The following is a 22,391-nucleotide window of genomic DNA, read 5'->3' on the forward strand; positions in this document are numbered from 1 at the left end:
CATGCGACTCCACCGTTTCTCTCTGCGCAGCGCCGCCCTGAGCCTGCTCGTCCTCGGCTCCGCGGCGAACGCCGACCCCCAGTGGTGTACCGGCAAGGTGCAGCGGCTGCTGCAGGACAAGGACGGCACCGTCCACGCCTACATGAATTTCCGGAACGACTGGATCCAGCTCTGCAACACGGAAACCGCCTGGAACGGCGTGAGCCCGAGCATCTGCAAGGGCTGGGTGAGTTCGGCCAAGGTGGCGGTCGCGGCGGGGCTGAACGTCACCATCCAGTACGGAGAAGCGCCGCCGTGCCACCTGCTGCCGCTCTACGGGGCAGCGCCGGGGCCGGGCTACTTCATGCTGTTGACGCCTGGGCTGTGATGAGGCGCTGACGGGTCATCGTCGCGCCCGGGCTTCGAGCACGAAGTAGGCAACGGCCGCGATCGACAGTGGCGCGAGGTAGTACAGCGCCCGGTACGCGATCAGCGCGGCGAGGACCTGCCCGTGGCCGAGCGCCGGGCCTAGGAACGCGACGAAGACGCCTTCGAGCACGCCCAGGCCAGCGGGCACATGCGCGATGACGCCCGCGACCGCGGCCACCAGCAGCACGGACAAGGTGTGGCCGTAGTCGACACCCTGCTGCAGCAGCACCCAGAGCACCGCGCCCATCGTCAACCAGTTGGCCGACGAGATCGCCAGCTGCATCAGCGCGATGCGCAGGCTGGGGACGAAGAAGTCGTGGCCGCGCAGTCTGAATTCGCGGCGTCTGGAGAACGCGCACAGCGCCAGGTAGGCGGCAACGACGACCCACATCACCGCGCCCAGCCCGCGCAGCGCGGTGGCGCCGACGTGCCAGTCGGCCGGCGGTTCGAGCCAGCCGAAGAGGAACAGTCCGCCCGCCAGCAGTCCGTAGCCGAGCCAGTTCGAGGCCATGCTCAGCGCGAGGATCTTGGCCGGCAGCGGGTGCCTCAGGCCCTCGCGCGCATAGAGCCGCAGCCGCATCGCGACACCGCCTACCAGCGAGCCGAGGTTGAGATTGAACGCGTAGCTGATGAACGTGATCAGCATCACCCGCCGCGTCGGCACCGCGTGATGCGCCCAGCGCTTGCCGATCAGGTCGTAGCCGCTGTAGATCAGGTGGCTGACCGCGCACAGCGCCGCCCCGCCGATCAGCACGCTCGACGGCAACTGCCGCAGCGCGTCGCCGACCTCGTCCCAATCGACCTGATGGGCCGCCCACGCGAGCAGGGCCACGACGGCGACTGCGAACACGCCACCCAGCCATCGGCCCCAACGCCAGCGCGCCGGGCGATGCCCCGCGGCGTCCGGCGTCGGTGTCGCACTCACTCGACCGTCTCCTTGCTCAGACGCTCGGCGACCTGCCATTGCCAGGCCTCCGCGCCCGGTGTCTGCGGTGCGCTCACCACCACCGGCGTTTCGGCCACCGGCATCAGCGGCTGCGTCTGCCGCGGCAGGCGCGCCAGCCAGCGCGGGAAATGCCGCAGCACGTGGAAGACCAGCGTGCCCACGCCGAAGCGCCACCACCAGCGATGCGCGTTGGTGTGCTCGAGCTTCAGCAGCTTGCACTGGCTCTTCATCAGCGGCAGCAGCTTGTCGCGCAACGCGCGGTTGAATGCGCGGTCCTCGACGATCAGGTTGGCCTCGAGGTTCAACGAGAGGCTCAGCGGATCGAGGTTGCTGGAGCCCACCGTCGCCCAATGGTCGTCGACCAGTGCGACCTTGCCGTGCATCGGCCGTTCGCAGTATTCGTGGATGTGGACGCCAGCCCGCATCAACTGGTCGTAGACCAGCTGCGCCGCCCAGCGCGCCCACGCGATGTCGGGCTGACCCTGCAGGATCAGATGGACGTCCACGCCGCGGCGCGCCGCGCGCTGCATGCTCCGCAGCAGCAGGAAGCCGGGGAAGAAATAGGCGTTGGCGATGATCACCTCGCGTTGCGCCGCGTGCAGCGCGAGGCGGTACATGCGCTCGATGTCGTCGCGGTGGCGGTGGTTGTCGCGCGTGACGAGGACCGCCTTCGCCTGACCGGCCGTGGAGGTGCCCTCGCGGCCGGCGGAAGGCTCGCTCCTGCGGGGCTCATGCGAACGGCTCGGCCACCAGCGACGCTGGGCGCCCGGCCCGGCGGACGGCGTCTGCGAGGTCGCGGTGGCCAGGATCTCGCGCGTCGCGCGCCGCAGTTGCTCGACCACCGGCCCGCGCACGCGCACGGCGTAGTCCTGCTTGGCCTCGGGACCGAAGTCGAGCAGGTGATCCGCGGAATAGTTGATGCCGCCGATGAACCCGGTCCCGCCGTCGACGACGACGATCTTGCGATGCAGCCTGCGGAAGGGCTTCAGACGCCGCGACAGCTTCGGCGGCGGATCGAACACGTGCAGCCGCACGCCCGCGTCGGTGAGCCCGTTCACGAAACTCATCGACAGCTCCGGCGAGCCGAAGCCGTCCACCGTCATGTCCACGCGCACGCCGCGTTTCGCTGCGGCGATGAGGACTTCGCGCAAGGCCAGGCCGACCTTGTCCTCGAACAGGATGAAGGTCTCGATGAGGACCTCGTGCTTCGCCCCCTCGATCGCAGCGAAGACGGCGGGGAAGAACTCCTCGCCGTTTTCGAGCAGCTCGAGGTCGTTGCCGGTGCGCCAGTCGGGGCGTTTCACAGCCGGATCTCCGCGGCCAGCGGCGCGTGGTCGGACAGGTGCGACCAGGGCCGGCGCGGCAGCACGATCGGGTGCTGCACCGACGCGCCGCGCACGTAGATGCGGTCCAGCGCCAGCAGCGGGAAGCGCGACGGGAAGGTCCGCGCCGCGGAGCCATAGGACTTCACGAAGACCTCCGCGAGGCCGGCGCATCGGCTCAGCATCCGGTGCGCGCGTTGCCGCCAGTCGTTGAAGTCCCCGGCGACGATGACCGGGTCGCCCGGGGGCAGGCTGTCGATCAGCTGGCACAGGCGCTCGACCTGGCGCTGGCGATGCGATTCGCGCAGGCCCAGATGAACGCAGATCGCGTGCAGCTCACGCCCGTCGGAGAGCTTCAGCACGCTGTGCAGCAGGCCGCGGCGCTCGGGACCCTCGACGGAGACGTCGTGGTTGGTGTGCCGCGCGATCGCGAACTTGGACAGCAGGGCGTTGCCGTGGTGACCCTGCGGATAGACCGCGTTGCGGCCGTACGCGAAGTCGCTCCACAGGCTGTCCGCGAGGAACTCGTAGTGGGGCGCCTGCGGCCAGTCGGCGATGCGGGCGGCGTGCAGTTCATGCTCGCCGAGCACTTCCTGCAGGAAGACGACGTCGGCGGAGACCGCTCGCACCGCTTCCCGCAGCTCGTGCAGGATGAAGCGGCGGTTGAAGAAGCCGAAACCCTTGTGGAGATTGACGGTGAGGACGGTGAATTTCATGACTTGCCTGAACGGCAAGCCCTGTGCCCGTCATGCGCCCGTCATGGCCTCAGAGGTCGTCGGACTTCAGCATCATGGGGCCCACGCACAGGACCCCGAAGGTGAGCGCGAACGCGCCCACGAGAATCGCGCCGATCAGTTCAAGCATGGGGTGCTCCTGGTGGCGGTGCCGGTTTGGCAGTGCCGCATGGCGGCGGGTTCCCGGCCCCTGGAGCGCATGGCCCCGGATGCCGGGTGGGAGCGATCAATACTAGACCTGTCGGACGCCACGCCGCAATCGCGTCGGACGGAGTCCCACCGCCCGTTCGGGGGATTCGGAGCCCGGGTTGCGCAATCTTTCCGGGCGTGCTCGGAACGGGCCCCACGCGGGGCGGCGTGCCGTACATGCACGGCAAGCGGGCCGACGGGCCGAATGGCGGAAGGGTTGCAAAAGGGGGCGCGACCTGACCCCGTCTTGCGCCTACGTAACGTCGGTGCAATGAAGTCCTGCAAAGCGCAACGCGGCGCTCCGGGCGCAGGCATCGCCACTAGATTGCGGGCACTCGTTGCCCAGGAGCATCTACGTGGCCAAGCCTCTCCCCAATCTTTCCCAGGCTCAATTCAAGCCTCAATCCAAACAGGCGCCCAAGCCGCTCCTGTTGCCCCGGCTCATCGGGCTGGCGCTGGGCGCGGCGGCATTCGCGTCCGCCCATGCGCAGGAGGCCAGCCAGCAGCTCGACACCGTCGAGGTCCGCGGCGTGCGGGCGACGCTGAAGAAGAACCTGGCCGAGAAGCGCGAGGCGCAGAACATCGTCGACAGCATCAGCGCCGAAGACGTGGGCAAGTTCCCCGACAAGAACGTGGCCGACTCGCTGCAGCGCGTGCCCGGCATCTCGGTGGACCGCATCTGGGGCGAGGGCAAGGCCATCTTCGTCCGCGGCACCGACAAGAACCTCAACATGACGCAGCTCAACGGCCAGGCCGTGGCGTCGTCGGAGTGGTGGCTGAACGAGCCGCAGACGCGCAGCTTCAACTACGACGTGCTGCCCTCGGAGATCGTCGGCAGCCTGGACGTCTACAAGAGCCCGTCGGCCGATCTGGATGAAGGCTCGATCGGCGGCCTCGTCATCGTCAAGACGCGCCGGCCGCTGGCCTTCAAGGACCCGCTGACGGTGCAGGTCGCCGCCGAGGCCATGTACAGCAAGCTGCCAAGCAAGACCGACCCGCAGCTGTCGGGCCTGTTGAACTGGAAGAACGACGCCAAGACCTTCGGCGTGCTGCTGGCCATCAGCAGCCAGAAGCGCCACATGCGCCGCGACGGCCTGGAGCAGTTCTCCGACGGCAAGTACGACGTGAAGGACCAGAACGGCGCCGTCACCAACGCCTATGCCTCCTGGGGTGGCGGCTCGGCCATATTCCGCCAGGAGCGCGAGCGCACGACCGCCAACCTCGCGCTGCAGTTCCAGCCCAACCCGGCCACCGATCTCGTGCTGAACCTGATGGATTCGGACATGAAGATGAACAACAACAACCAGAACTACCTCTGGCAGGCCGGCGGCCTGGCGGTGGGCGGCGTCATCAGCGCCGTCGACCCGAAGTTCATCACCGTGGCCGACGGCAGCAAGGCGCTGGTCGGCGGCACCTTCGGGCCCAAGACCGGCGTGTCCTTCGAGCCCATCTATCGCGAGAGCTACATCAAGTCGCGCGTGGCGGATCTCGACGGCACCTATCAGGGCGGCAACTGGCAAGTGCACGGCCAGGCCGGCACCACGAGCAGTTCCGGCGGCAGCAAGCATGACCGCCATTTCTGGATGGAAGGCGACACGCGCACCACGATCTCGCTCGGGCCGGACCACTACGGCGTGAAGTACCTCGACATCAACCCGCTGGACCCCAACGCGCTGACGCTCAAGTCCGGCGACGACCGCATCCGCCGCATGGACGCCCGGGAGAAGTACGCCCAGGGCGACCTGACCTTCGACATCGACGGCAGCGTCGTCAAGGCCGTGAAGGTGGGCGTCAAGCTGCGCGACAACACGCTGAGGAACACCCGCATCCAGGGCACGGCCGGGCCGGGCTCGACCGGCTGGCAGTCGTTCTCGCTGGCCGACCTGTCCACCGGCCCCTCGCCGCAGTTGAGCCAGGCCGCGGGCACGCCCGACGCGCTGAGGCAGTACGCCTGGTTCGACGACAGTCTCGTTGCCGGCAAGGGCATCCCGATGTTCGACAAGGCGATGACCTACAAGGACGTGCTCAACGAGAACTACAAGATCCACGAGCGCATCAGCGCCGTGTATGCCAAGGCCGACTTCTCGGTGGCCAAATTCCGCGGCGACGTCGGCCTGCGCGTCGTGCGCACGCAGCAGACCTCGGACGGTTATCTGGGCAATGCCAGCGGCGGTTTCTCGCCCACCAGCGTCGACCACAACTACACCGACGCACTGCCCAGCCTGAACGTCGTCTACGACCTCAGCAAGGAAGTGGTCCTGCGCGGCGCGGTCTCGCGCGCCATGGCGCGCCAGACCTTCGACCTGCTCAGCCCCGGCCTGCGCCGCGACGGCACCGTGCTGTCCAAGGGCTATGCGGGCAACCCGCTGCTCAAGCCCGTGCACGCCAACCAGGCCGAGATCGGCGCCGAGTGGTACTACGCCGATGCCGCGCTGGTCTCGGGCACCTTCTTCATCAAGAAGCTGGACACCTTCACCTACAAGGCGTCCAAGTCCGAGCAGGTGGGCAGCGAGACGCTGACGGTGGAGCGCCCCTACAACGCCGACAACGGCGCCGACATCAAGGGCTTCGAGCTGCAGTGGCAGCAGCCCTTCGGCAACACCGGATTCGGCACCGTCGTGAACTACACCTTCACCGACGCCAAGGCCGGCGCCGTGGCGGGCCAGCCGCGCCTGAAGGTGCTGGGCAACTCGCGCGACCAGTTCAACGTCAGCGGCTATTACGAGCGGGGACCGCTCACGCTGCGCGTGTCCTACAACTACCGCTCCAAGAGCTACGGCAACGTGGAGATGGGCGGTCAGGTCGTCAACGCCGCCTATGGGCAGTGGGACGCGTCGGCCAGCTGGGACGTGACGCGCCACATCGCGATCTATGCCAGCGCGGTCAACATCAACAACGAGGTCATCAAGTCCAACACCGTGGACGGCATCCCCATCGGCGTGTACGAGAACGGCGCGCGCTACAGCGTCGGTGTCCGGGCCAAGTTCTAAGGGTCGACCTCCTCCATGCACACCACCACCCTCACATCCCCGGCACGCCAGAGCGTGCTGCTGCCCATGCTCTTCATCGGGCTGATGTTCTTCATCCTCGGCTTCGTCACCTGGCTGAACGGCTCGCTGATCCCCTTCCTGAAGATCGTCTGCGAGCTCAACAACTTCCAGGCCTTGTGGGTCGCCTTCGCCTTCTACATTGCCTACACGGTGATGGCGCTGCCGTCGGCGGCCGTCCTGGCCCGCATCGGCTACAAGAAGGGCATGACGGTCGCCCTGGGCGTCATGGCCGTCGGCGCGCTGGCCTTCATCCCGGCCGCGCGCTCGGGCCAGTACGCGATCTTCCTCGCCGCGCTGTTCACGCTGGCCAGCGGCATGACGCTGATGCAGACGGCCATCAACCCCTACATCGTCTGCATCGGCGCGCGGGAGAGCGCGGCCATGCGCATCTCGATCATGGGCCTGTTCAACAAGGGCGCGGGCATCGTCGTGCCGCTGGTGTTCTCGGCGCTGATCCTGTCGGGCATGGAGCGCTTCTCCGAGCCGGCCCTCGCGGCCCTGGATGCCGTCGGCCGCGAGGCGCTGCGCAACGAGCTGTCGCAGCGCCTGGTCCTGCCCTACGCGGTGATGGCCGCAGGTCTGCTGGTCTTCATGGCCCTGATCCATTTCTCATCGCTGCGCGAGCCCGATCTGGACGAGGAAGATGCATCGTCGGGTGCGCGTTCGGACGGCGTGAAGCGCTGGGGCGTCTTCCAGCATCCGCAGGTCGTGCTCGGCGCCATCGCGCTGTTCGGGTATGTCGGCGTGGAGGTGATCGCGGGCGACACCATCGGGCTCTATGGCCGTGAGCTCGGGGTGGAGCACTACGGGGTGCTGACGTCCTACACCATGGGCTTCATGGTGCTGGGTTATCTGCTGGGCGTCGCGCTGATCCCGCGCTGGATGTCGCAACGCACGGCGCTCATCCTGTCGGGGGCGAGCGGCCTCTTGTTCGTGCTCGGCGTGGCGCTGTCGTCGCCGACGGGATCCGGCGTCTCGCACGCGCTGCTGGGCTGGGCGGGCGTGCCGCCGGTGCCCGACACGGTGTTCTTCCTGGCGATGCTGGGCCTGTCCAACGCGCTGGTGTGGCCGTCCATCTGGCCGCTGGCGCTGGAGGGCCTGGGCAAGTACACGGCCGCCGGCTCGGCGCTGCTCATCATGGGCATTGCCGGCGGGGCGCTGCTCCCCATGCTCTACGGCCATCTGGCCGATGTGAGCAGCCCGCAGCGCGGCTACTGGGTCATGCTGCCCTGGTACGGACTCATCCTGTTCTATGCCCTGTTCGGCAGCCGCCTCCGGCGGTGGTGAGGCCTCAGCCGGCGGGGAGGGCGACGCGCACTTCGAATCCGCCCGCCGGATGATTGCGGAAGCGCACCGTGCCGCCATGGTCGGCCACGATCTCGCGCACGATCGAGAGGCCCAGGCCGAGGCCTTCCTTGCGCAGGCTGGCGCCGTGCTCCAGCCGCGTGTAGGGCTGACCCAGTCGGGCAAGCGCACTGTCCGGCACGCCGGGCCCGTGGTCGCGCACGGTGAGGAGCACGAGTCCCGACTCGTCGCTGCCCACGCTGACTTCCACCGCCTGCCCGGCATCGCCGTAGAACATCGCGTTGTCCAGCAGGTTGCCGATGGCGCGCTTGAGCGCCAGCGGCTTGCCGAAGACGGTCAGCGGCTCGTTCTGCAACTCGATCGTGTGCCCGCCCATGCGCGCGTCCCGCACCATCTTCTGCAGCACCAGGTCGATGCGCAATGGGACGCGGTTCTCGTGGATGTCGGTGTCCTTCACGATCTGCAGGGCGGTCTTCACCATCATGTCCAGCTCGTCGAGGTCCTCATGGAACTCGTCCTGCACGGCGGTGTCGTCCAGCAGCTCGCTGCGCAGCCTCAGGCGCGTGATGGGCGTGCGCAGGTCATGCGAGATGGACGCGAACAGGCGCTCGCGATCGCCGATGTAGCGGCGGATGCGCTCCTGCATGTCGTTGAAGGCCTCGATGGCCTGGCGCACCTCCTGCGTGCCGCTGACCGGCAGCGGCTTGGGCGCCACGCGCCGCCCCACGTGCGCGGCGGCCTGGCTCAGGCCCGCCAGCGGCCGCGTGATCGCGCGCACGGCGATCAGCGTCAGCAGTACGGCCAGACCCAGCGCGATCAACTGCGGGGTCAGGCGTTGCCAGGTGAAGAACTCCAGCTGTTCCAGGTAGTAGGGGTCGGGCAGGGTGCTGCTGAGGTAGAGCCACACGCCCGGCTCGGTCTCGGCCTGGATGACGAGGAAGGGCGCCGGCCGCTCGGCGGCGATCAGCGAGGGCTCCACCCAGCTTTCCGGCAGATCGCTGAGCAGCGCGCCGCTGGGCGCCACCGCCAGGCCGATGGGCGAGGCCAGCACGACGCGGACCGGCGTGCCCGGCGGAAGCTGGGCCGTCAGCTCCTGGGCGACCCGCTGCTCCAGCATGCGCGCGATGGGTTGGCCGGGCAGGGGCGTCACCGTCACCGCGGCGTTGTTGAAGAAGACCTGGAAGCGCGTGCCGCCCATGGTGCGCAGTTGCTCGATGAGCAGCGGCCGGTAGGCGGCGGGCAGTTCGCGCAGGGCGCGCACGGCCCCCATGGCGCCGCTGGTCACATGGTGGGCGGCCAGCTCGGTCTGGCGCCGCACGCGCTGCTCGATCTGGCTGTACCAGACGAGGTTGACCGTGAGTTGCACCAGGGCCAGGCCGCCCAACATGGCCAGCACGAAGCGGCCCTGCAGGCTGTCGAAGAGGAATTTGCGGGCGCGCTGCCAGGCGGATTCACGGCGCATGCCGCGGCGTCACGGTCGTCGAGAACACATAGCCCGACCCGCGCACGGTCTTGATCAGCGCGGGTTGCTTGCCGTCGTCCTGCAGGCGTTGGCGCAGGCGGCTCACCTGCACGTCCAGCGAGCGGTCCAGCGGTCCCAGGTCGCGGCCGCGCGTGACTTCGGCCAGCCGGCTGCGATCCAGCACCTCGCCGGGGTGTTCGACGAGCAGCTTGAGCAACTGGAAGTCCATGCCCGACAGCGCCGTGCTGGTGCCGTCGGGGTCGACGAGGCGGCGCTCCAGCAGGTCCAGCGTGAAGCCGTTGAAGGCGTAATAGCGCGGCTCCCGGGTCTTCTCCTGGCCGGTGCGGCGCGTGATGGCCTTGATGCGCGCCAGCAGCTCGCGCGGGTTGAAGGGCTTGCCGAGGTAGTCGTCGGCGCCCAGCTCCAGGCCGACGATGCGGTCGGTCTCGTCCGCGCTCGCCGTCAGCATGATGACCGCCACCTCGGAGCGGCGGCGCACCGACTGGCAGAGCGTGAAGCCCTCGGTGTCGGGCAGCATCACATCGAGGATGCACAGGCTGATCTCGTCGCGGTGGCGCTCGAACTCGGCCATGAAGCTGGCGCCGTCATGGGCCAGCAGCACCTCGTACTGGTTCTTCTCGAGGTAGGTCTTGAGGAGGCTGCGGATCTTCTGGTCGTCGTCGACGATCAGGATTTTTCGCGGGGTCATGGGGCGGCTTTCCTTGGGCTCAGCGCGCGCAGCAGGCCCTGCAGCTTGCGCTGGGCGGCGGCGGGGGTCTGGCTGGGGTCCAGCGCGAAGCGGTGGACGGTTTCGATGATGGCGTTCTTGCCGATCTCGCCGAAGGCCATGCGGTGCACGAGGCTGGGCACGCGCGGCGTGGCGGGGTTGGCGAAGAGGTGGAAGGAGGCCTGCGCGCAGGGGTCCAGTTCGTCCACCGGCACGTCGCGGCGCACGGGGATGGAGCCCTTGATGCGGTTGTAGCCCAGCTGCAGCGTGGCGCTGCCGAGCAGCTCGGCCATCTTCTCCTGGTCGGCCTGGCTGGCGCCGTTGCCGGCCAGCATGGCCAGCGTGTCGATGCTGTAGAGATGGGCCTGGGCGGTGCCCGGCACGGCCTTGCAGGTGAAGTCGCGCTCGCCTTCCAGCCCCATCGTGCCCAGCTCGCCGCGGGCCCAGTCGCCCATGATCATCATGGCGCTGCGCTCGTTGGCGAAGTCGGCGACGACGTCGGTCCAGGGCCGCTCGCCGGGCGCCGCGCCGCTGGCGGGCAGCGCGAGGTTGCGCCAGTTGCGCAGGCGCTTCAGCGCGCGCTCCAGCGCGGGATCCTCGAAGGCGCTGAGGTCTCGCTGTTCCAGCATGCGGCGGTACAGCGCCGGGCCGGCTTCGCTGAGCAGCAGCGCCTCGAAGACGGTGGCCACCTGCCAGGGCTCGTCGCTGAAGGCCACCGGCGTGACGCCGGCCGCGCGCAACTTGATGGCGGCACGCTCCAGGCCGTCCCAGTCGTTGGGCGGCTCGATGCCGTGGCGCTTGAGCAGCGCCTTGTTCAGGTAGAGGTTGTTGATGCGCTGGATCCCCAGCGGCGCGGCGACGATGTGGCCGCGCACGGTGACCTGGGCCATGACCTGCGGGAACATGACCGAGGCCCAGTTGCGCCGGGCGGCCACGCCGTCGAGTTCCAGCAGCAGGCCCATGTCGGCCCACTCGTTCATGGACGCGCCGTTGAGCTGGGCCACCTTGGGCGCCATGCGGCGCAGGATGCGTTCGTTCAGCACCTTGATGGCCGGGCCACCGCCGCCGCCGGCGACCGCGCCGTCGACCCATTTCAAGCCGTTCTCGGCCATGCGCGCGGCGACATGGTTGGCCGCGGCGCGCTCGCTGGCGGAGGTCCACCAATGAAGGACGTTCAGCTCACCCGCGCCCTCCACCGAGGGGGCGGACGCCGTCGGCCCGGCCGCCACGACCGCGCAACTCCAGGGCAAGACCGCCAACGCCACCATGCGTCGCATCTTGCGGGTTGCCCAAGGGCGCCCACCTTGCGTTTTGTACGACCACTGTAATGTTGTGTGACTCAAGGACGCCGCCGGGTGCAGGGAGGCGTGGATTGTCTTGAGCGAGGCGGCGGATGGCGATTGGGGCTTTACCGCGAACCGGTGGGCGGTGACGCGTTGGTCCGCGTGCAAAGAAAAGGCCTCGAAGCGCGCAGGCTTCAAGGCTTTCCTGGTTTCCCGGGATGGCGCGGGACCGCCTTCTGGGAATTGCGATTCCGGGCCGCGTCAGTCGAGCGCACTAGTTCTACAACGTTCAAAGGCTTCATGAACTTCGTCGACCGCCACTTGGATTGCCTGGATGAGGGCGTCCTCATGCTCAAGGGCCGCATCGTGCTCGTCCTGAAAGTGAGCCAGCGTCATGGCTCGTCGCATCTGTTGAATCACCTTTGGAGGCACGATGAACCGACTTTCATCTAGCGCAGGGAAGGTGAACTTCTGCGCGACATAGTCTGTGAGTCCGGCGCACGCCTTTTCGAAGCGTGTTAATTGGCCGACTATTTTGCTCTCGGCACCGCGGTCTCGCGGACTTGTGTGGTACGTGACGATGTCCGTTTCAAGATCACTAAGAGTTTTCTTGAGTTCTGAGATTCTCTCGCGAGCCTGCTTTCTTCTCTCTCTATTTGACTGTAATTTGTTTACTACGATCCATCCAAGGACGACTAGTACGCCGGAAAAGAAAGTCGGAGAAAATTTGTCCGCCAAACTTTGTTTTTCTGAAGGCTGAGGGATTGCAACGACTACTATATTCTGCGAAGCCTGAGTGCTTCGGAAATACGAGTCGGTAACCCCGTGAGGCTGAATGAAGCTCTGCACAGAAATTTCCATGCTGTGTTGCATAACGCTGGCAACTAGTTTCTATTGTTGGAGATATTGTTCGCGGCCGTTCGAATGTATTCGTCCACGTCCAGCCTCCAACTAGGTGTGTTTGTGGCGATCTGTATACGGCTGAGTGCATCTTCCAGCGCAAGATTTAATTCTCGAACGGTTCCGCCAAAGGCCTCTTCCAAGAAGCTGCTGCCATATCCGCGAACGCCATCGAGTTCTACGAGTACGGATTTTCCTTCGCTCAAGGGACCTATTAGAAATTTCTTCCTAAAGTCTTCGCCGCTATTGGGGCCAAGGCGGATATAACGACCTCCTGGAAGTTTGGTGAACTGCGTAGCGATGTTGATCCGCACGATTTCTCGTTCATTCATGTGGAGCTCCTGGCAGTCTCTGGATTGAGGGGGAGGCGCCAACCCATAATCGTGCCGTTGATGGAATATCTTAGTTTCTTGGTGCTGATCCGAGCACTGGCTTCTGGGTGTGCTTTTTCATAGGAGTAGAAGCCCTGGTCGCTGATAGCATAGAAGAATCCGCTGCCTGTTTGATCGACCACGGCATGCGCGTTTCTCATGCCACGTCCTCGTTCGTCTTTCCCAGTCCCAGAGCGACCATACTCCATCGCTGCCATCAGCGCCCGACAGTCTGCGCCCTTAACTCTACGAACGATGTGAAGAAATTTCTTCAGGATTCCTTCCTCTTCAGAGAAGGAAAGAGGCAGCGCACGTCGTACGCCGATTCCCAGATCGCATACATTGATGAACAGGTGGCCGTTGCGAACCTGCTGAAATACCCACCAGCCTGGAGTCTTCGGAAGTTGGCGTGTTATCTCCGGATGGGTCTTATATGCATGCTCCACGCAGTTTCCCATGGATTCTATTACCCCCTGGTATACCGGGTGGGATGCTAGGCCAGTTACTTCCTCGATGTCGGCCATGATTGGTTCAAGGAGTTCCGGGTCAACATGGTTGCTGGGTCCGTCTGCCACCCTCCAGTGCACGACATCTTCTCGTACTGCAAGCACATCGCAACTAATTCCAAGAAGTTCGGCTAGGCCAGTTTGCTTGATTACTTGAAGCGTCCGATTACTCAATGGCGCAATAGCCGAAACTGCCACCGATCTCGTCTGAATCAGAGTACTCAACTCCGCTTTGAAAAGGAGCGCTGCATCTGCAACCATTCGGCGCACTCCAGATAGATCAATAGTGAGCCTTCCACCCCTAAAGTTCCGCAACTTGCCTATGAATTCGAAGTAAGAGCAAACGTCGCTCCCATTTTGATGACCCTTGGGTGAGAGGAGTGCAAAGTGAGTCGGGGCAATCAGAACATCAGTCGGACAGCGGACCATTCTCCGGTAGAGCCGCGTCGTACGCGACCGACCGGCTCGTCGGCGTCGCCTCATCACGTAGTCGCTCTTCCAACGTTGGTGCATCCGCTGCTTCGGACGGGCTCGCCTCATCTTTCATCCTCCTCAATGGAAGAAGTGTATTTCGGCGCAGCGCCGCAGCCTGCTGAAGTAGTAGATGGAGGCTTCCGAACAGAAATCTAGGTGGAGCGCGCACCTCTTGAGATCCTTGGCCTAGATTGCAGAGGCGTTGTGCCTGTGCCGCTAACAAATTGCGCGTCAAGCTTCAAGAAGGCGCGTGACCATGGCCGCGATGCTGTGTGTCGTTGACTCTTGTTGGGAGCCGTGCGGCCCAAAGCTCTTGGTGCGCGGTGTCCATCATGCGGCTTAAGGAGTAGCTATCTGCAAGTCCAGAGGCCGGGGCGCTAGCGAAGCCGCGAAGGTGATGAGCTGCTTGGCTCGGTTGCGTGATTCGCAAGAGCATCGCTGTCCTCTGGACCGTCAGCCGGTCTGCGGCGACTGTCCACGACGCGTCCAGTGCATGCGGACTGTTCGCGAGCGGGGTGACCGAATTCAAAACCGGAGCGCCAAAGAGAAAGGGGTCGCGCCTTTCGGTGCGACCCCTTCCGGATCTGTTGGTGGAGAGGAGGAGGATCGAACTCCCGACCTTCGCATTGCGAACGCGACGCTCTCCCAGCTGAGCTACCCCCCCAACGAAGACATCGACTATAGCAGAGATTTCACGATCGCCGCCCAGACGTCGGGAACTGGACCGAAGTTCGCACAACGCGAGGCGCGCGCCAGCGCGACTCGAGGCCGGTGGAACTCACCAGCGGCAGCCCTTGTCTCGCGCGGCATCCCGCACCAGCGGCACCACCGCCAGCAGGCCCTTGTCGGCGTAGGCCTTGCGGCATTCCTGCTGGCCGGCCTCCCGGATCTTCTCGGCCAGCGCGTCCTTGTCCTCAGGCGGCTTGGGCACGGCGGAGATCACGCCCGAGGGCGTTCCGCGCGGACGCATCGGACCGCGCGCCGCGTTCAGGTCGAGGTTCAGCTTCGGGGCGTTCGGCGGGGTCGAGGCCGGGGTCGCCACGTCGTGGCCGGTGCGCGCGCCCGCATCGGGGGCGCCGACGCTGGGCTGGGTCGTGGTGGGATTCGTCGAGCCGTCGAGCGAAATTCGATTGGCCGGCGTCGGCGTCGGCGCCGGGGACGGCGTGGTCGACGTGCGCGGTTGAGGCGTCGGCGAAGGGCTCGGCGTGGGAGTTGCTGCCGCGGGCGGCGTCGGCGCCGCCGTGGGCGACGGCGCAGGAGCGGGCGGTGCGACCTGCGGCGCAGGTGTTGGAGGCGCCGGTGTGGGCGTCGGCGCCGGTTGCGGCGCGGCGGCTGGTGCCGGCGTCAACGGCGGCAGCTCGGCGGGCGCCTTCAGTTCCGGCGGCACGGGCGGTGTTGGTGTCCGCTCGATCGGCGTGCGGTCGATGCGCCGCACGGTCGTCGGTGTCTCGCTGAGGATGGGCGCGGGCCGCTCCGGCAATTGCAGCGTCGGCGAAGGGGCCTGCAGCGCATCGGCCGGCACCGTCGAGCGGGCAGGCGCCGTGTCGCGTGCGGGAGCGATGCGCGTGGGCGCGGTCACCGTGGCTTCACCGGGCGTCGTCAGCGTCGTGATCGCAGGGGCCGGCGCGGGTTCGGCGGCTGGCGCAGGCGAGGGCGCTGGAGAAGGCGCCGGCGTGGGGGGCGCCGGTGTCGGCGCAGGCGTCGGTGCGGGCGTGGGTGTCGGCGCCGGTGGAGCCGGTGTCGGTGTGGGAGCCGGCGTGGGCGCCGTCGCTGCCGGCGGTGCGCTGCGGTCCGCGGGCGCGTCGCCGGTCAGCTCGTCACCGGGCTGCCGCTTCCATTGCCCCTGGCGCGCGGCGCCAGGAGTCTTCTGTTCTTCCGGTGTGGGCGGACGTTCCCGCACCGCGCCGCCGGAGCGCGGCTGCTTCGCCTCGCCGACCGGTCCGCGCTCGGGCAGCACGACGGCGGGCTCCCCCGAGCCGGGCTCGTAGCGATCACCCTGCAGTCTCACGTTGAGTGGGCCCCACGCGCCTTCGCCGGGTCTCGCCGCCCCTCCGGGCGCGTTGCCGATGGCCACGAGCAGCAGCACGTGCAGCAGTACGGCCAGCAGCAAGGCCTGCCCCATCTGGTCGGGGGCTCGGTGCAGCGGTGTCTGGGCGGGATCGAGGACGGCGGACAAGGTGGATCGCGGAGGATCGCGGCGGACGGCGCTGGGGCGCAGCATAGCCGGGATCGGTGGCGTGCCGTGTCAGGGCTTGTCTTCAGGAATGCGCCGCGTTGGCGTGGCGGGCCAGGGGCCCGCTGCGGGTGTCCTCGGCGGGCTCGGAGACCGCCGCGCCAGGTCCGGCTCAGGTGCCAGGATTTGCCTGGTTCAGATCGGCGCGCCGGGCGCCGGTGAAACGCTTGGCCCAATAGGCTTCGCGCATGTCCTCGACGCGCACGGCGCCGCCGACACGCGGCGAGTGGATGAACTTGCCTTCACCGACGTAGATGCCGACGTGCGAGAAGGTCGCGCGCATCGTGTTGAAGAAGACCAGGTCGCCGGGCTTGAGGTCTTCCTTCTTGATCGGCACCAGGCTGGAGAGCTTGGCCTGCTCGTCGGCGCGGCGCGGCAGGACCAGGCCCACGCTCATCTCGAAGATGTGGCGCGTGAAGCCGCTGCAGTCGAAGCCGTTGTTGACCGAGTTGCCGCCGCGCTTGTACGGCACGCCCAGGAAGTTCATCGCCGACAGCACCAGGTCCGAGGCGTTGTCGCGCACCCGGTTCAGCAGGCCCGGCGCGGGGGCGTCGGCGCTTGGCGAGGCGGAGGTCGACTGCGCCTGCGCGACGATGCCGCGCTGCTGCAGGAAGCGGGCGACGGAGTCGCTGGCGTTCGCGTTGCCGGCGGCGGCACCCATCAGGGCGGTCGGCGGCAGCGAGGTATTCGGGGTCGCGGCAGGCGAGGGCGGCGCGATCAGCGCGGCGGCGGTGCCCGCGGCGGCGACGGTCGTCGCGACCGCCGCGGCGCCGGCGGGCGAGCGCATCAGGCTCTGCCCGTAGGCGCCCATCATCGTGCCGGCAGGCGGTGCGACTTCGGGCTTGGCGTCCGCGACCTTCGCGTCGGCCTTCACCGGCGTGGGCTTGTCCGCGGCCTTCGCTTCCGGCTTGCTCGAGGCGAGCTTGTCGGCAACGACCTTGTCCGAAGCGGTCTTGTCGGAAGTCGTCTTGTCCGCAGCAGCCTTCTCGGCGGCAACCTCAGTCGCCGGGGACTTGTCCTCGTCGGCCTTGGCCTTCTTGTCCTTGCCGGCGTCCTTGGCCGAGGCCTGCTTCGAGGACTTGCCGTCCTTCGAGGCCTTCGTGGCCGGCTTGACCTCGGCGGTCTTCTTCGCAGCCGGCTTGGCGGCGGCCTTAGCCGGCGCTGCCTTGGCCTGCGCCTTGGGCTTGTCGTGCGACCCGTTGGTGGACGAGGTCGACTGTTGCGCCCAGCAACTACCGCTGGCGACGACGCAGATCAGCCCCAGTGCGGCCATGGCGCGCTGGAGCTTCTGGTGTCGGGGAGCGGAGCGGGAAGGACGAACAGTACTCATCGGTGTTGGGCGCGGAGACTAGGCACCATCTCCGTACCGGTCAAGCGCGAATGCCCGCAGGTGCGCGCCTGGCTAGGGAAAGTCCGGGCGTGGCCACGAGGCTCTTCCCAGGAAAACCCGGATTGGACCACAGCACCATGACGGAACGCTGTGAACGAAAGTTTCAGAAAAGCTCCCGATGCGAGGATCCGTGCGGATTTCGCGCATTCAATTCCAAGATCCAAGGAGACCCTGATGACCGACAGCTACGCGGCGATGTACCGGCGTTCGATCGACGATCCAGAAAGCTTCTGGACCGAACAGGCGGCGCTGATCGACTGGGAACGGCCATTCGATCAGGTCTGCGACACGAGCCGGCCGCCGTTCGCGCGATGGTTCGTCGGCGGGCGGACCAACCTGTGCCACAACGCGGTCGACCGCCACGCCGCCGCGCGACCGGACGACGCGGCGCTGATCTGGGTGTCGAGCGAGGTCGGCCAGGAGCGCGTGTACAGCTTCGCCGCGCTGAAGGACGAGATCGAGGCCATGGCCGCGATGCTGCGTGAGCAGGGCGTGGGCGTCGGCGACCGCGTGCTGATCTACCTGCCGATGATTCCCGAGGCCACCTTCGCGATGCTGGCCTGCGCGCGGATCGGCGCGATCCACTCGGTGGTGTTCGGCGGTTTCGCGAGCCACGCGCTGGCCAATCGCATCGACGATGCCGAACCGGTGCTGATCGTCAGCGCCGACGCGGGCAGCCGCAACGGCAAGGTCGTGCCCTACAAGCCGCTGCTCGACGAGGCGATCCGGCTGGCCGCGCACAAGCCGGCGAAGGTGCTGATGGTCGATCGCGGACTCAGTGCGTTCGAGCGCGTCGACGGCCGCGACCTCGACTACGCGGAGCAACGCGGGCGTCTGCTCGGCACCCGCGTGCCCTGCGAGTGGCTGCCGTCCGATGCCATCAGCTACACGCTCTACACCAGCGGCACGACGGGCAGGCCCAAGGGCGTGCAGCGCGACGTCGGCGGCTATGCCGTCGCGCTGGCCGCGAGCATGAAGCACATCTACGACGGGCATCCGGGCGAGACCTTCTTCTCCACGAGCGACATCGGCTGGGTCGTCGGCCACAGCTACATCGTCTACGGCCCGCTGATCGCGGGCATGGCCACGCTGATGTACGAGGGCACGCCGGTCAGCCCCGACGCGGCGATCTGGTGGCAACTGGTCGAGCGCCACCGCGTGACGCTGATGTTCAGCGCCCCGACTGCGGTCCGGGTGCTGAAGAAGCAGGACCCCGCCTGCCTGACGCGGCACGACCTGTCGTCGTTGCGCACGCTGTTCCTCGCCGGCGAGCCGCTCGACGAACCGACGGCACGCTGGATCGCCGATGCCATCGGCAAACCCATCGTCGACAACTACTGGCAGACCGAGACCGGATGGCCGATCCTGACGCTGGCGCGCGGCGTCGAACCCGCCGAGCCGAAGTTCGGATCACCGGGCGTGGCCATGTTCGGTTATCGCGTCCAGTTGCTGGACGAGCGGACGGGCGAAGTGCTTGAAGCACCGAACCAGAAGGGACTGCTCACGATCGCGTACCCGCTGCCGCCGGGCTGCATGCAGACCGTCTGGCGCGACGATGACCGCTTCATCCGCACCTACTGGGAGAGCGTGCCGGGCCGGCAGGTGTACTCGACCTTCGACTGGGCCCTGCGGGATGAGGACGGCTACTACTTCATCCTCGGCCGCAGCGACGACGTCATCAACGTGGCCGGTCACCGGCTCGGCACGCGCGAGATCGAGGAGTGCATCGCCGGCCATCCCGCGGTGGCGGAAGTGGCCGTGGTCGGCGTCGCCGATCAACTCAAGGGTCAGGTCGCGATGGCTTTCGCGGTGCTGAAGGATCCGGCGCGCGCCGCGACGCCGCAGGACGCGCTGGCGCTCGAAGGCGAGATCCTGAAGCGTGTCGACCAGCACCTGGGGGCGGTGGCGCGGCCGTCGCGGGTGCGCTTCGTCGCGCTGCTGCCGAAGACGCGTTCGGGCAAGCTGCTGCGGCGCGCGATCCAGGCCGTCTGCGAGCATCGCGACCCCGGCGATCTGATCACGCTCGACGATCCGGCCGCGCTGCAGCAGATCCGGGACTTGATGACCTGAGGGACCTGAGGGTCCGGACGCAGGGTCGGGTTTCCTCTGCCCCGGGATGCGGGCACGACTTTCGGGATGGGGGAGGGCGGGGACGAGAATCCCCGCCATGCCAATTCCTGGAGAGTTTCCGATGGCCTCGACGCATGCGTTGATCCTGGCGGCCTGCGCGATCCTGTGCGCGCCGGCGTTCGCCCAATCCGAGGCGCGAGCGCCCGCGCTGCCGACGCCGGCCTTCCCCAGCTTCGCCGACGGCAAGGCCGTGGACCGGGCCTGTGATGCCGGCCTGAAGGCCCTGAATCGCGAGGTCTCGCAGCTGGCGAAGCGCAAGGTGGACAAGGGCTGGCTCGCCGCCTACGACCTGGTGATCGCACACCATGAGGACGCTCGTTTCCCGATCGACTTCGTCCAGAACGTGCATGCCGACAAGGCCGTGCGCGATGCCGCCCAGGATTGCGCGCTGCGCTGGACCGACTTCCAGACCGCGCTGACGCAGAACGAGAAGATCTATCGCGGCCTGAAGACCGCCCCTGCGGCGGACGCGATCGACCGTGAGCTCAAGCGCAACGCGCTGGGACTGTTCGAGGACAGCGGCGTCGGCCTGTCCAAGGACAAGCGCTCGCGCGCCAAGCACATCCTGGACCGGCTCTCGGCGCTCGACCAGCAGTTCTCGAAGGCGATCCGGGACGCCAACATCCGCGTCGCTTTCACCGCCGAGGAACTGCGCGGCGTGCCCGACAGCGTCTGGAAGGACAAGCCGCGCGACGACCAGGGGCGTTATCTGCTCGGCGTCGACAACCCGACCTACACCGCGCTGATGCAGACCGCCGAGAGCGGCGCCGCGCGCGAGCGCATCTGGCGGGCCAAGACCAACGAGGGCGGCGAAGGCAACCTCAAGCTGCTCACCGAGATCATCACGCTGCGCAAGGAGTACGCCGGCCTGTTCGGCTACGACAACTACGTCGACTTCAACCTGCGCCGCCAGATGGCCAAGGATGCGGCGACGGCGACGCGTTTCCTCGGTGAGGTCAAAGGCACCGTCCAGCAGGGCGAACGCGCCGATCTGGAGGAGCTCCGCCGCGCGAAGGCGAGCCACCTGGGCACCGCGGTCGAAGCCACGACCGTGACGCAATGGGACGGCGTCTATTACGCCGAGCGCATCCGCAAGCAACGCTTCACCGTCGACCAGGAAGCCTTCCGTCCGTACTTCCCACCCGCGGAGAGCCTCGCCTTCACGCTGCGTGTCGTCGACCGGCTGTTCGGCGTGACGCACACCGCGGTGACGCTGCCGGGCCTGTGGCATCCCGACGTCAAGGCCTACGTGGTCAGCGACACGGCCACCGGCCAGGCGCTCGGCACGCTCTACGTCGACCCGTTCCCGCGCGACGGCAAGTACAACCACGCGGCGGTCTGGCCGCTGCGCTCGAGCAGCACGCGCCTGGGACGCCATCCGGCGGCGGCGCTGGTCGTCAACCTCGATCGCAGCGGACTCTCGCTCGACGAGCTGGAGACGCTGCTGCACGAGCTCGGGCACGCAGTCCACAACAACCTCTCCAACACGCGCGACGTGTCGCTGGGCCAATGGGCGGTGATGCACGACTTCGTCGAGGCGCCGTCGCAGATGCTCGAGGATTGGGTCTACGACCCGCGCGTGCTCAAGCTGATGGCCGAGGTCTGCCCGGCCTGCAAACCGGTGCCCGACGACCTCGTCGGCAAGGCCCGCGAGGCGCGCGACTTCGCCAAGGGCACGAAGTTCGGCCGCCAGCATCTGTACGCGAGTTATGACCTCGCGCTGCACGGCGCCCAGATCCAGGATCCGCTGGCGCTGTGGTCGAAGATGGAAGGCGACACGCCGCTGGGCCACGTGCCGGGCACGATGTTCCCGTCGCGCTTCGCGCACATCGCGGGCAGTTACGGCGCGGGCTACTACGGCTACCTGTGGAGCCTGGTCGTCGCGATGGACCTGCGCACGCCCTTCGCGGCCGACAAGCTCGATGCCGCCGTCGGCCGCCGTTATCGCGACGCGGTGTTGTCGCGCGGCGCGGAGAAGCCGGCGCCGGAGCTGGTGCGCGACTTCCTCGGCCGCGATTCCAACGCCAACGCGTTCTACGACCATTTGCGCAAGTAGGTCCGCCAGTCGTCGCGGATGAACTGCATCACGGCGTCCTCATGGTGGAAGCCGATGATGCGGTGCGCGGCCTGTTTCACGTCGTCGCTGGCATTGGCCATCGCGATGGCGTGATGCGCGGACTTCAGCATCGTCAGGTCGTTGACCTGGTCGCCGAAGACGACGAGCTCGCGCTCATGCAAGGCGTAGCGCTGCGCCAGCGTCGCGATCGCCTGGTCCTTGCTGGCCCGGCGGTCGTGCACGTTGAGCCAGGGCCAACCCGGCATGTAGAGGTCCTCGGCCAGGTGCGTCGTGACGAGGTCGCCGCAGGTTGCGAGGATCTCGGCCTGCAGCGCTTCCAGCGGCTCCGCGCGGCCGACGACCAGCAGCGTGACCAGCGGATCGTCCAACTGGTCCTGCAAGCGGTCGACGTGGCGCAGCCGCGGATCGGCGTTGCGCTGGCGCTCGGTGACGAAGCGCTGCTGGCCTTCGTTCTGCACCTCCTGCCAGAAGAGCTGGTCGCCCTTGGCGCCGTGCGTCGCGATGAAGGGCATCAGCCCGTGCCGGCGCACGAGCGCGAAGATGGCCTGGCCCAGCGCCGGGTCCATCGCGTTGACCAGTTCATGCCGGCCGGTGCGCAGATCACTGATGTAGGCGCCGTTGGACGAGACCACCGGCAATGAGATGGGCAGCCCGTCGAGGATGCGGGCGATCGACACCACGTGCCGCGCGCTGGCGACGGTGAAGGCCAGGCCTTCGGTCAGCAGTTCGGTGAGGCCGGCGCGGGTGGCGTCGGAGAGGCGGGCCTGCGGGTCGAGCAGGGTCCCGTCGAGATCGGAAACGTAGAAGCGCATGGGTCCTGGGCAGCGAGGTCCGGGGCGCGTGCGCGCGCCGCGACAGGCGCACATCCTACGCCGCCGGGGTCC

At 67.3% G+C, this 22,391-nt stretch carries 17 protein-coding genes and 1 tRNA gene; 5 read left to right on the plus strand and 13 right to left on the minus strand.

What is annotated here, in order from left to right; genetic code table 11:
• Nucleotide 1: 1 nt before the first annotated feature.
• Nucleotides 2-367, plus strand: coding sequence for a hypothetical protein (locus AC07OZ_RS00225; RefSeq protein WP_495465185.1), 366 nt, complete (start codon nt 2-4; stop codon nt 365-367).
• Between the two features lie 15 nt (nt 368-382).
• Here the strand turns inward: AC07OZ_RS00225 and AC07OZ_RS00230 are convergent, their stop codons facing one another.
• Genes AC07OZ_RS00230 through AC07OZ_RS00240 form a run of 3 tightly spaced genes read right to left on the minus strand, consistent with a single transcriptional unit; the run spans nt 383 to nt 3,392 of the window.
• Entirely contained in the window at nt 383-1,333 is a 951-nt protein-coding gene (locus AC07OZ_RS00230) for a lysylphosphatidylglycerol synthase domain-containing protein (RefSeq protein WP_495465186.1), read from the minus strand.
• Nucleotides 1,330-2,658, minus strand: a complete 1,329-nt coding sequence (gene clsB, locus AC07OZ_RS00235) for a cardiolipin synthase ClsB (RefSeq protein ID WP_495465187.1) — start codon at nt 2,656-2,658, stop codon at nt 1,330-1,332. The genes AC07OZ_RS00230 and clsB overlap by 4 nt, the downstream gene beginning before the upstream one ends.
• On the minus strand, nt 2,655-3,392 hold the full coding sequence (locus AC07OZ_RS00240; RefSeq protein ID WP_495465188.1) for an endonuclease/exonuclease/phosphatase family protein: 738 nt from the start codon (nt 3,390-3,392) through the stop codon (nt 2,655-2,657). The genes clsB and AC07OZ_RS00240 overlap by 4 nt, the downstream gene beginning before the upstream one ends.
• A 563-nt stretch (nt 3,393-3,955) precedes the next feature.
• On the opposite strand from AC07OZ_RS00240, the gene AC07OZ_RS00245 reads away from it, so the two are divergent.
• Both AC07OZ_RS00245 and AC07OZ_RS00250 read left to right on the plus strand, forming a co-directional pair.
• On the plus strand, nt 3,956-6,589 hold the full coding sequence (locus AC07OZ_RS00245) for a TonB-dependent receptor (protein ID WP_495465189.1): 2,634 nt from the start codon (nt 3,956-3,958) through the stop codon (nt 6,587-6,589).
• A 15-nt stretch (nt 6,590-6,604) separates the two neighbouring features.
• The gene (locus tag AC07OZ_RS00250; RefSeq protein ID WP_495465190.1) at nt 6,605-7,936 is read left to right on the plus strand and encodes a sugar MFS transporter; all 1,332 of its coding nucleotides are present in this window, start codon (nt 6,605-6,607) and stop codon (nt 7,934-7,936) included.
• A gap of 4 nt (nt 7,937-7,940) precedes the next feature.
• On the opposite strand, the gene AC07OZ_RS00255 is transcribed toward AC07OZ_RS00250, so the two are convergent.
• The 9 genes from AC07OZ_RS00255 to AC07OZ_RS00295 form a co-directional block, all read right to left on the minus strand.
• Nucleotides 7,941-9,416: an ATP-binding protein gene (locus AC07OZ_RS00255; RefSeq protein ID WP_495465191.1), complete on the minus strand. Its 1,476-nt coding sequence runs from the start codon at nt 9,414-9,416 to the stop codon at nt 7,941-7,943.
• Entirely contained in the window at nt 9,406-10,125 is a 720-nt protein-coding gene (locus AC07OZ_RS00260; RefSeq protein WP_495465192.1) for a response regulator, read from the minus strand. Before AC07OZ_RS00260 ends, AC07OZ_RS00255 begins: the two co-directional genes overlap by 11 nt.
• Nucleotides 10,122-11,411, minus strand: a complete 1,290-nt coding sequence (locus tag AC07OZ_RS00265; protein WP_495465193.1) for an ABC transporter substrate-binding protein — start codon at nt 11,409-11,411, stop codon at nt 10,122-10,124. Before AC07OZ_RS00265 ends, AC07OZ_RS00260 begins: the two co-directional genes overlap by 4 nt.
• 276 nt (nt 11,412-11,687) lie before the next feature.
• Nucleotides 11,688-12,287 (minus strand): hypothetical protein, encoded by a 600-nt coding sequence (locus AC07OZ_RS00270; protein ID WP_495465194.1) that lies wholly within the window; start codon nt 12,285-12,287, stop codon nt 11,688-11,690.
• 23 nt (nt 12,288-12,310) lie between these two features.
• Nucleotides 12,311-12,658, minus strand: coding sequence for an STAS-like domain-containing protein (locus tag AC07OZ_RS00275; protein ID WP_495465195.1), 348 nt, complete (start codon nt 12,656-12,658; stop codon nt 12,311-12,313).
• Nucleotides 12,655-13,464: a hypothetical protein gene (locus AC07OZ_RS00280; RefSeq protein ID WP_495465196.1), complete on the minus strand. Its 810-nt coding sequence runs from the start codon at nt 13,462-13,464 to the stop codon at nt 12,655-12,657. The genes AC07OZ_RS00275 and AC07OZ_RS00280 overlap by 4 nt, the downstream gene beginning before the upstream one ends.
• An 801-nt stretch (nt 13,465-14,265) precedes the next feature.
• Nucleotides 14,266-14,341 (minus strand) — tRNA-Ala (locus tag AC07OZ_RS00285).
• 114 nt (nt 14,342-14,455) lie between these two features.
• Complete coding sequence (locus AC07OZ_RS00290; RefSeq protein WP_495465197.1) at nt 14,456-15,853, minus strand: hypothetical protein; 1,398 nt, start codon at nt 15,851-15,853, stop codon at nt 14,456-14,458.
• Between the two features lie 169 nt (nt 15,854-16,022).
• Complete coding sequence (locus tag AC07OZ_RS00295; RefSeq protein WP_495465198.1) at nt 16,023-17,183, minus strand: C40 family peptidase; 1,161 nt, start codon at nt 17,181-17,183, stop codon at nt 16,023-16,025.
• Nucleotides 17,184-17,474: 291 nt separating this feature from the next.
• Between AC07OZ_RS00295 and AC07OZ_RS00300 the strand changes: the two genes are divergently transcribed.
• On the plus strand, nt 17,475-19,370 hold the full coding sequence (locus tag AC07OZ_RS00300; RefSeq protein ID WP_495465199.1) for a propionate--CoA ligase: 1,896 nt from the start codon (nt 17,475-17,477) through the stop codon (nt 19,368-19,370).
• 121 nt (nt 19,371-19,491) lie between these two features.
• On the plus strand, nt 19,492-21,486 hold the full coding sequence (locus tag AC07OZ_RS00305; protein ID WP_495465200.1) for a M3 family metallopeptidase: 1,995 nt from the start codon (nt 19,492-19,494) through the stop codon (nt 21,484-21,486).
• Here the strand turns inward: AC07OZ_RS00305 and AC07OZ_RS00310 are convergent.
• A complete protein-coding gene (locus tag AC07OZ_RS00310) occupies nt 21,465-22,319 on the minus strand; it encodes an HAD family hydrolase (RefSeq protein ID WP_495465201.1) in 855 nt (284 codons plus the stop codon). The two genes, AC07OZ_RS00305 and AC07OZ_RS00310, sit on opposite strands and share 22 nt — an antisense overlap.
• Nucleotides 22,320-22,391: the final 72 nt, after the last annotated feature.

Source organism: Roseateles sp. GW821-FHT09G03 (assembly GCF_059416045.1).

Bases quoted from the DNA above. Each gene is read 5' to 3' on its own strand.
- AC07OZ_RS00225 (WP_495465185.1), top strand. From the start codon at position 2: ATGCGACTCCACCGTTTCTCTCTGCGCAGCGCCGCCCTGAGCCTGCTC.
- AC07OZ_RS00240 (WP_495465188.1), bottom strand. From the start codon at position 3,392: ATGAAATTCACCGTCCTCACCGTCAATCTCCACAAGGGTTTCGGCTTC.
- AC07OZ_RS00250 (WP_495465190.1), top strand. From the start codon at position 6,605: ATGCACACCACCACCCTCACATCCCCGGCACGCCAGAGCGTGCTGCTG.
- AC07OZ_RS00255 (WP_495465191.1), bottom strand. From the start codon at position 9,416: ATGCGCCGTGAATCCGCCTGGCAGCGCGCCCGCAAATTCCTCTTCGAC.
- AC07OZ_RS00260 (WP_495465192.1), bottom strand. From the start codon at position 10,125: ATGACCCCGCGAAAAATCCTGATCGTCGACGACGACCAGAAGATCCGC.
- AC07OZ_RS00265 (WP_495465193.1), bottom strand. From the start codon at position 11,411: ATGGTGGCGTTGGCGGTCTTGCCCTGGAGTTGCGCGGTCGTGGCGGCC.
- AC07OZ_RS00270 (WP_495465194.1), bottom strand. From the start codon at position 12,287: ATGGAAATTTCTGTGCAGAGCTTCATTCAGCCTCACGGGGTTACCGAC.
- AC07OZ_RS00275 (WP_495465195.1), bottom strand. From the start codon at position 12,658: ATGAATGAACGAGAAATCGTGCGGATCAACATCGCTACGCAGTTCACC.
- AC07OZ_RS00280 (WP_495465196.1), bottom strand. From the start codon at position 13,464: ATGGTTGCAGATGCAGCGCTCCTTTTCAAAGCGGAGTTGAGTACTCTG.
- AC07OZ_RS00295 (WP_495465198.1), bottom strand. From the start codon at position 17,183: ATGGCCGCACTGGGGCTGATCTGCGTCGTCGCCAGCGGTAGTTGCTGG.
- AC07OZ_RS00300 (WP_495465199.1), top strand. From the start codon at position 17,475: ATGACCGACAGCTACGCGGCGATGTACCGGCGTTCGATCGACGATCCA.
- AC07OZ_RS00305 (WP_495465200.1), top strand. From the start codon at position 19,492: ATGGCCTCGACGCATGCGTTGATCCTGGCGGCCTGCGCGATCCTGTGC.
- AC07OZ_RS00310 (WP_495465201.1), bottom strand. From the start codon at position 22,319: ATGCGCTTCTACGTTTCCGATCTCGACGGGACCCTGCTCGACCCGCAG.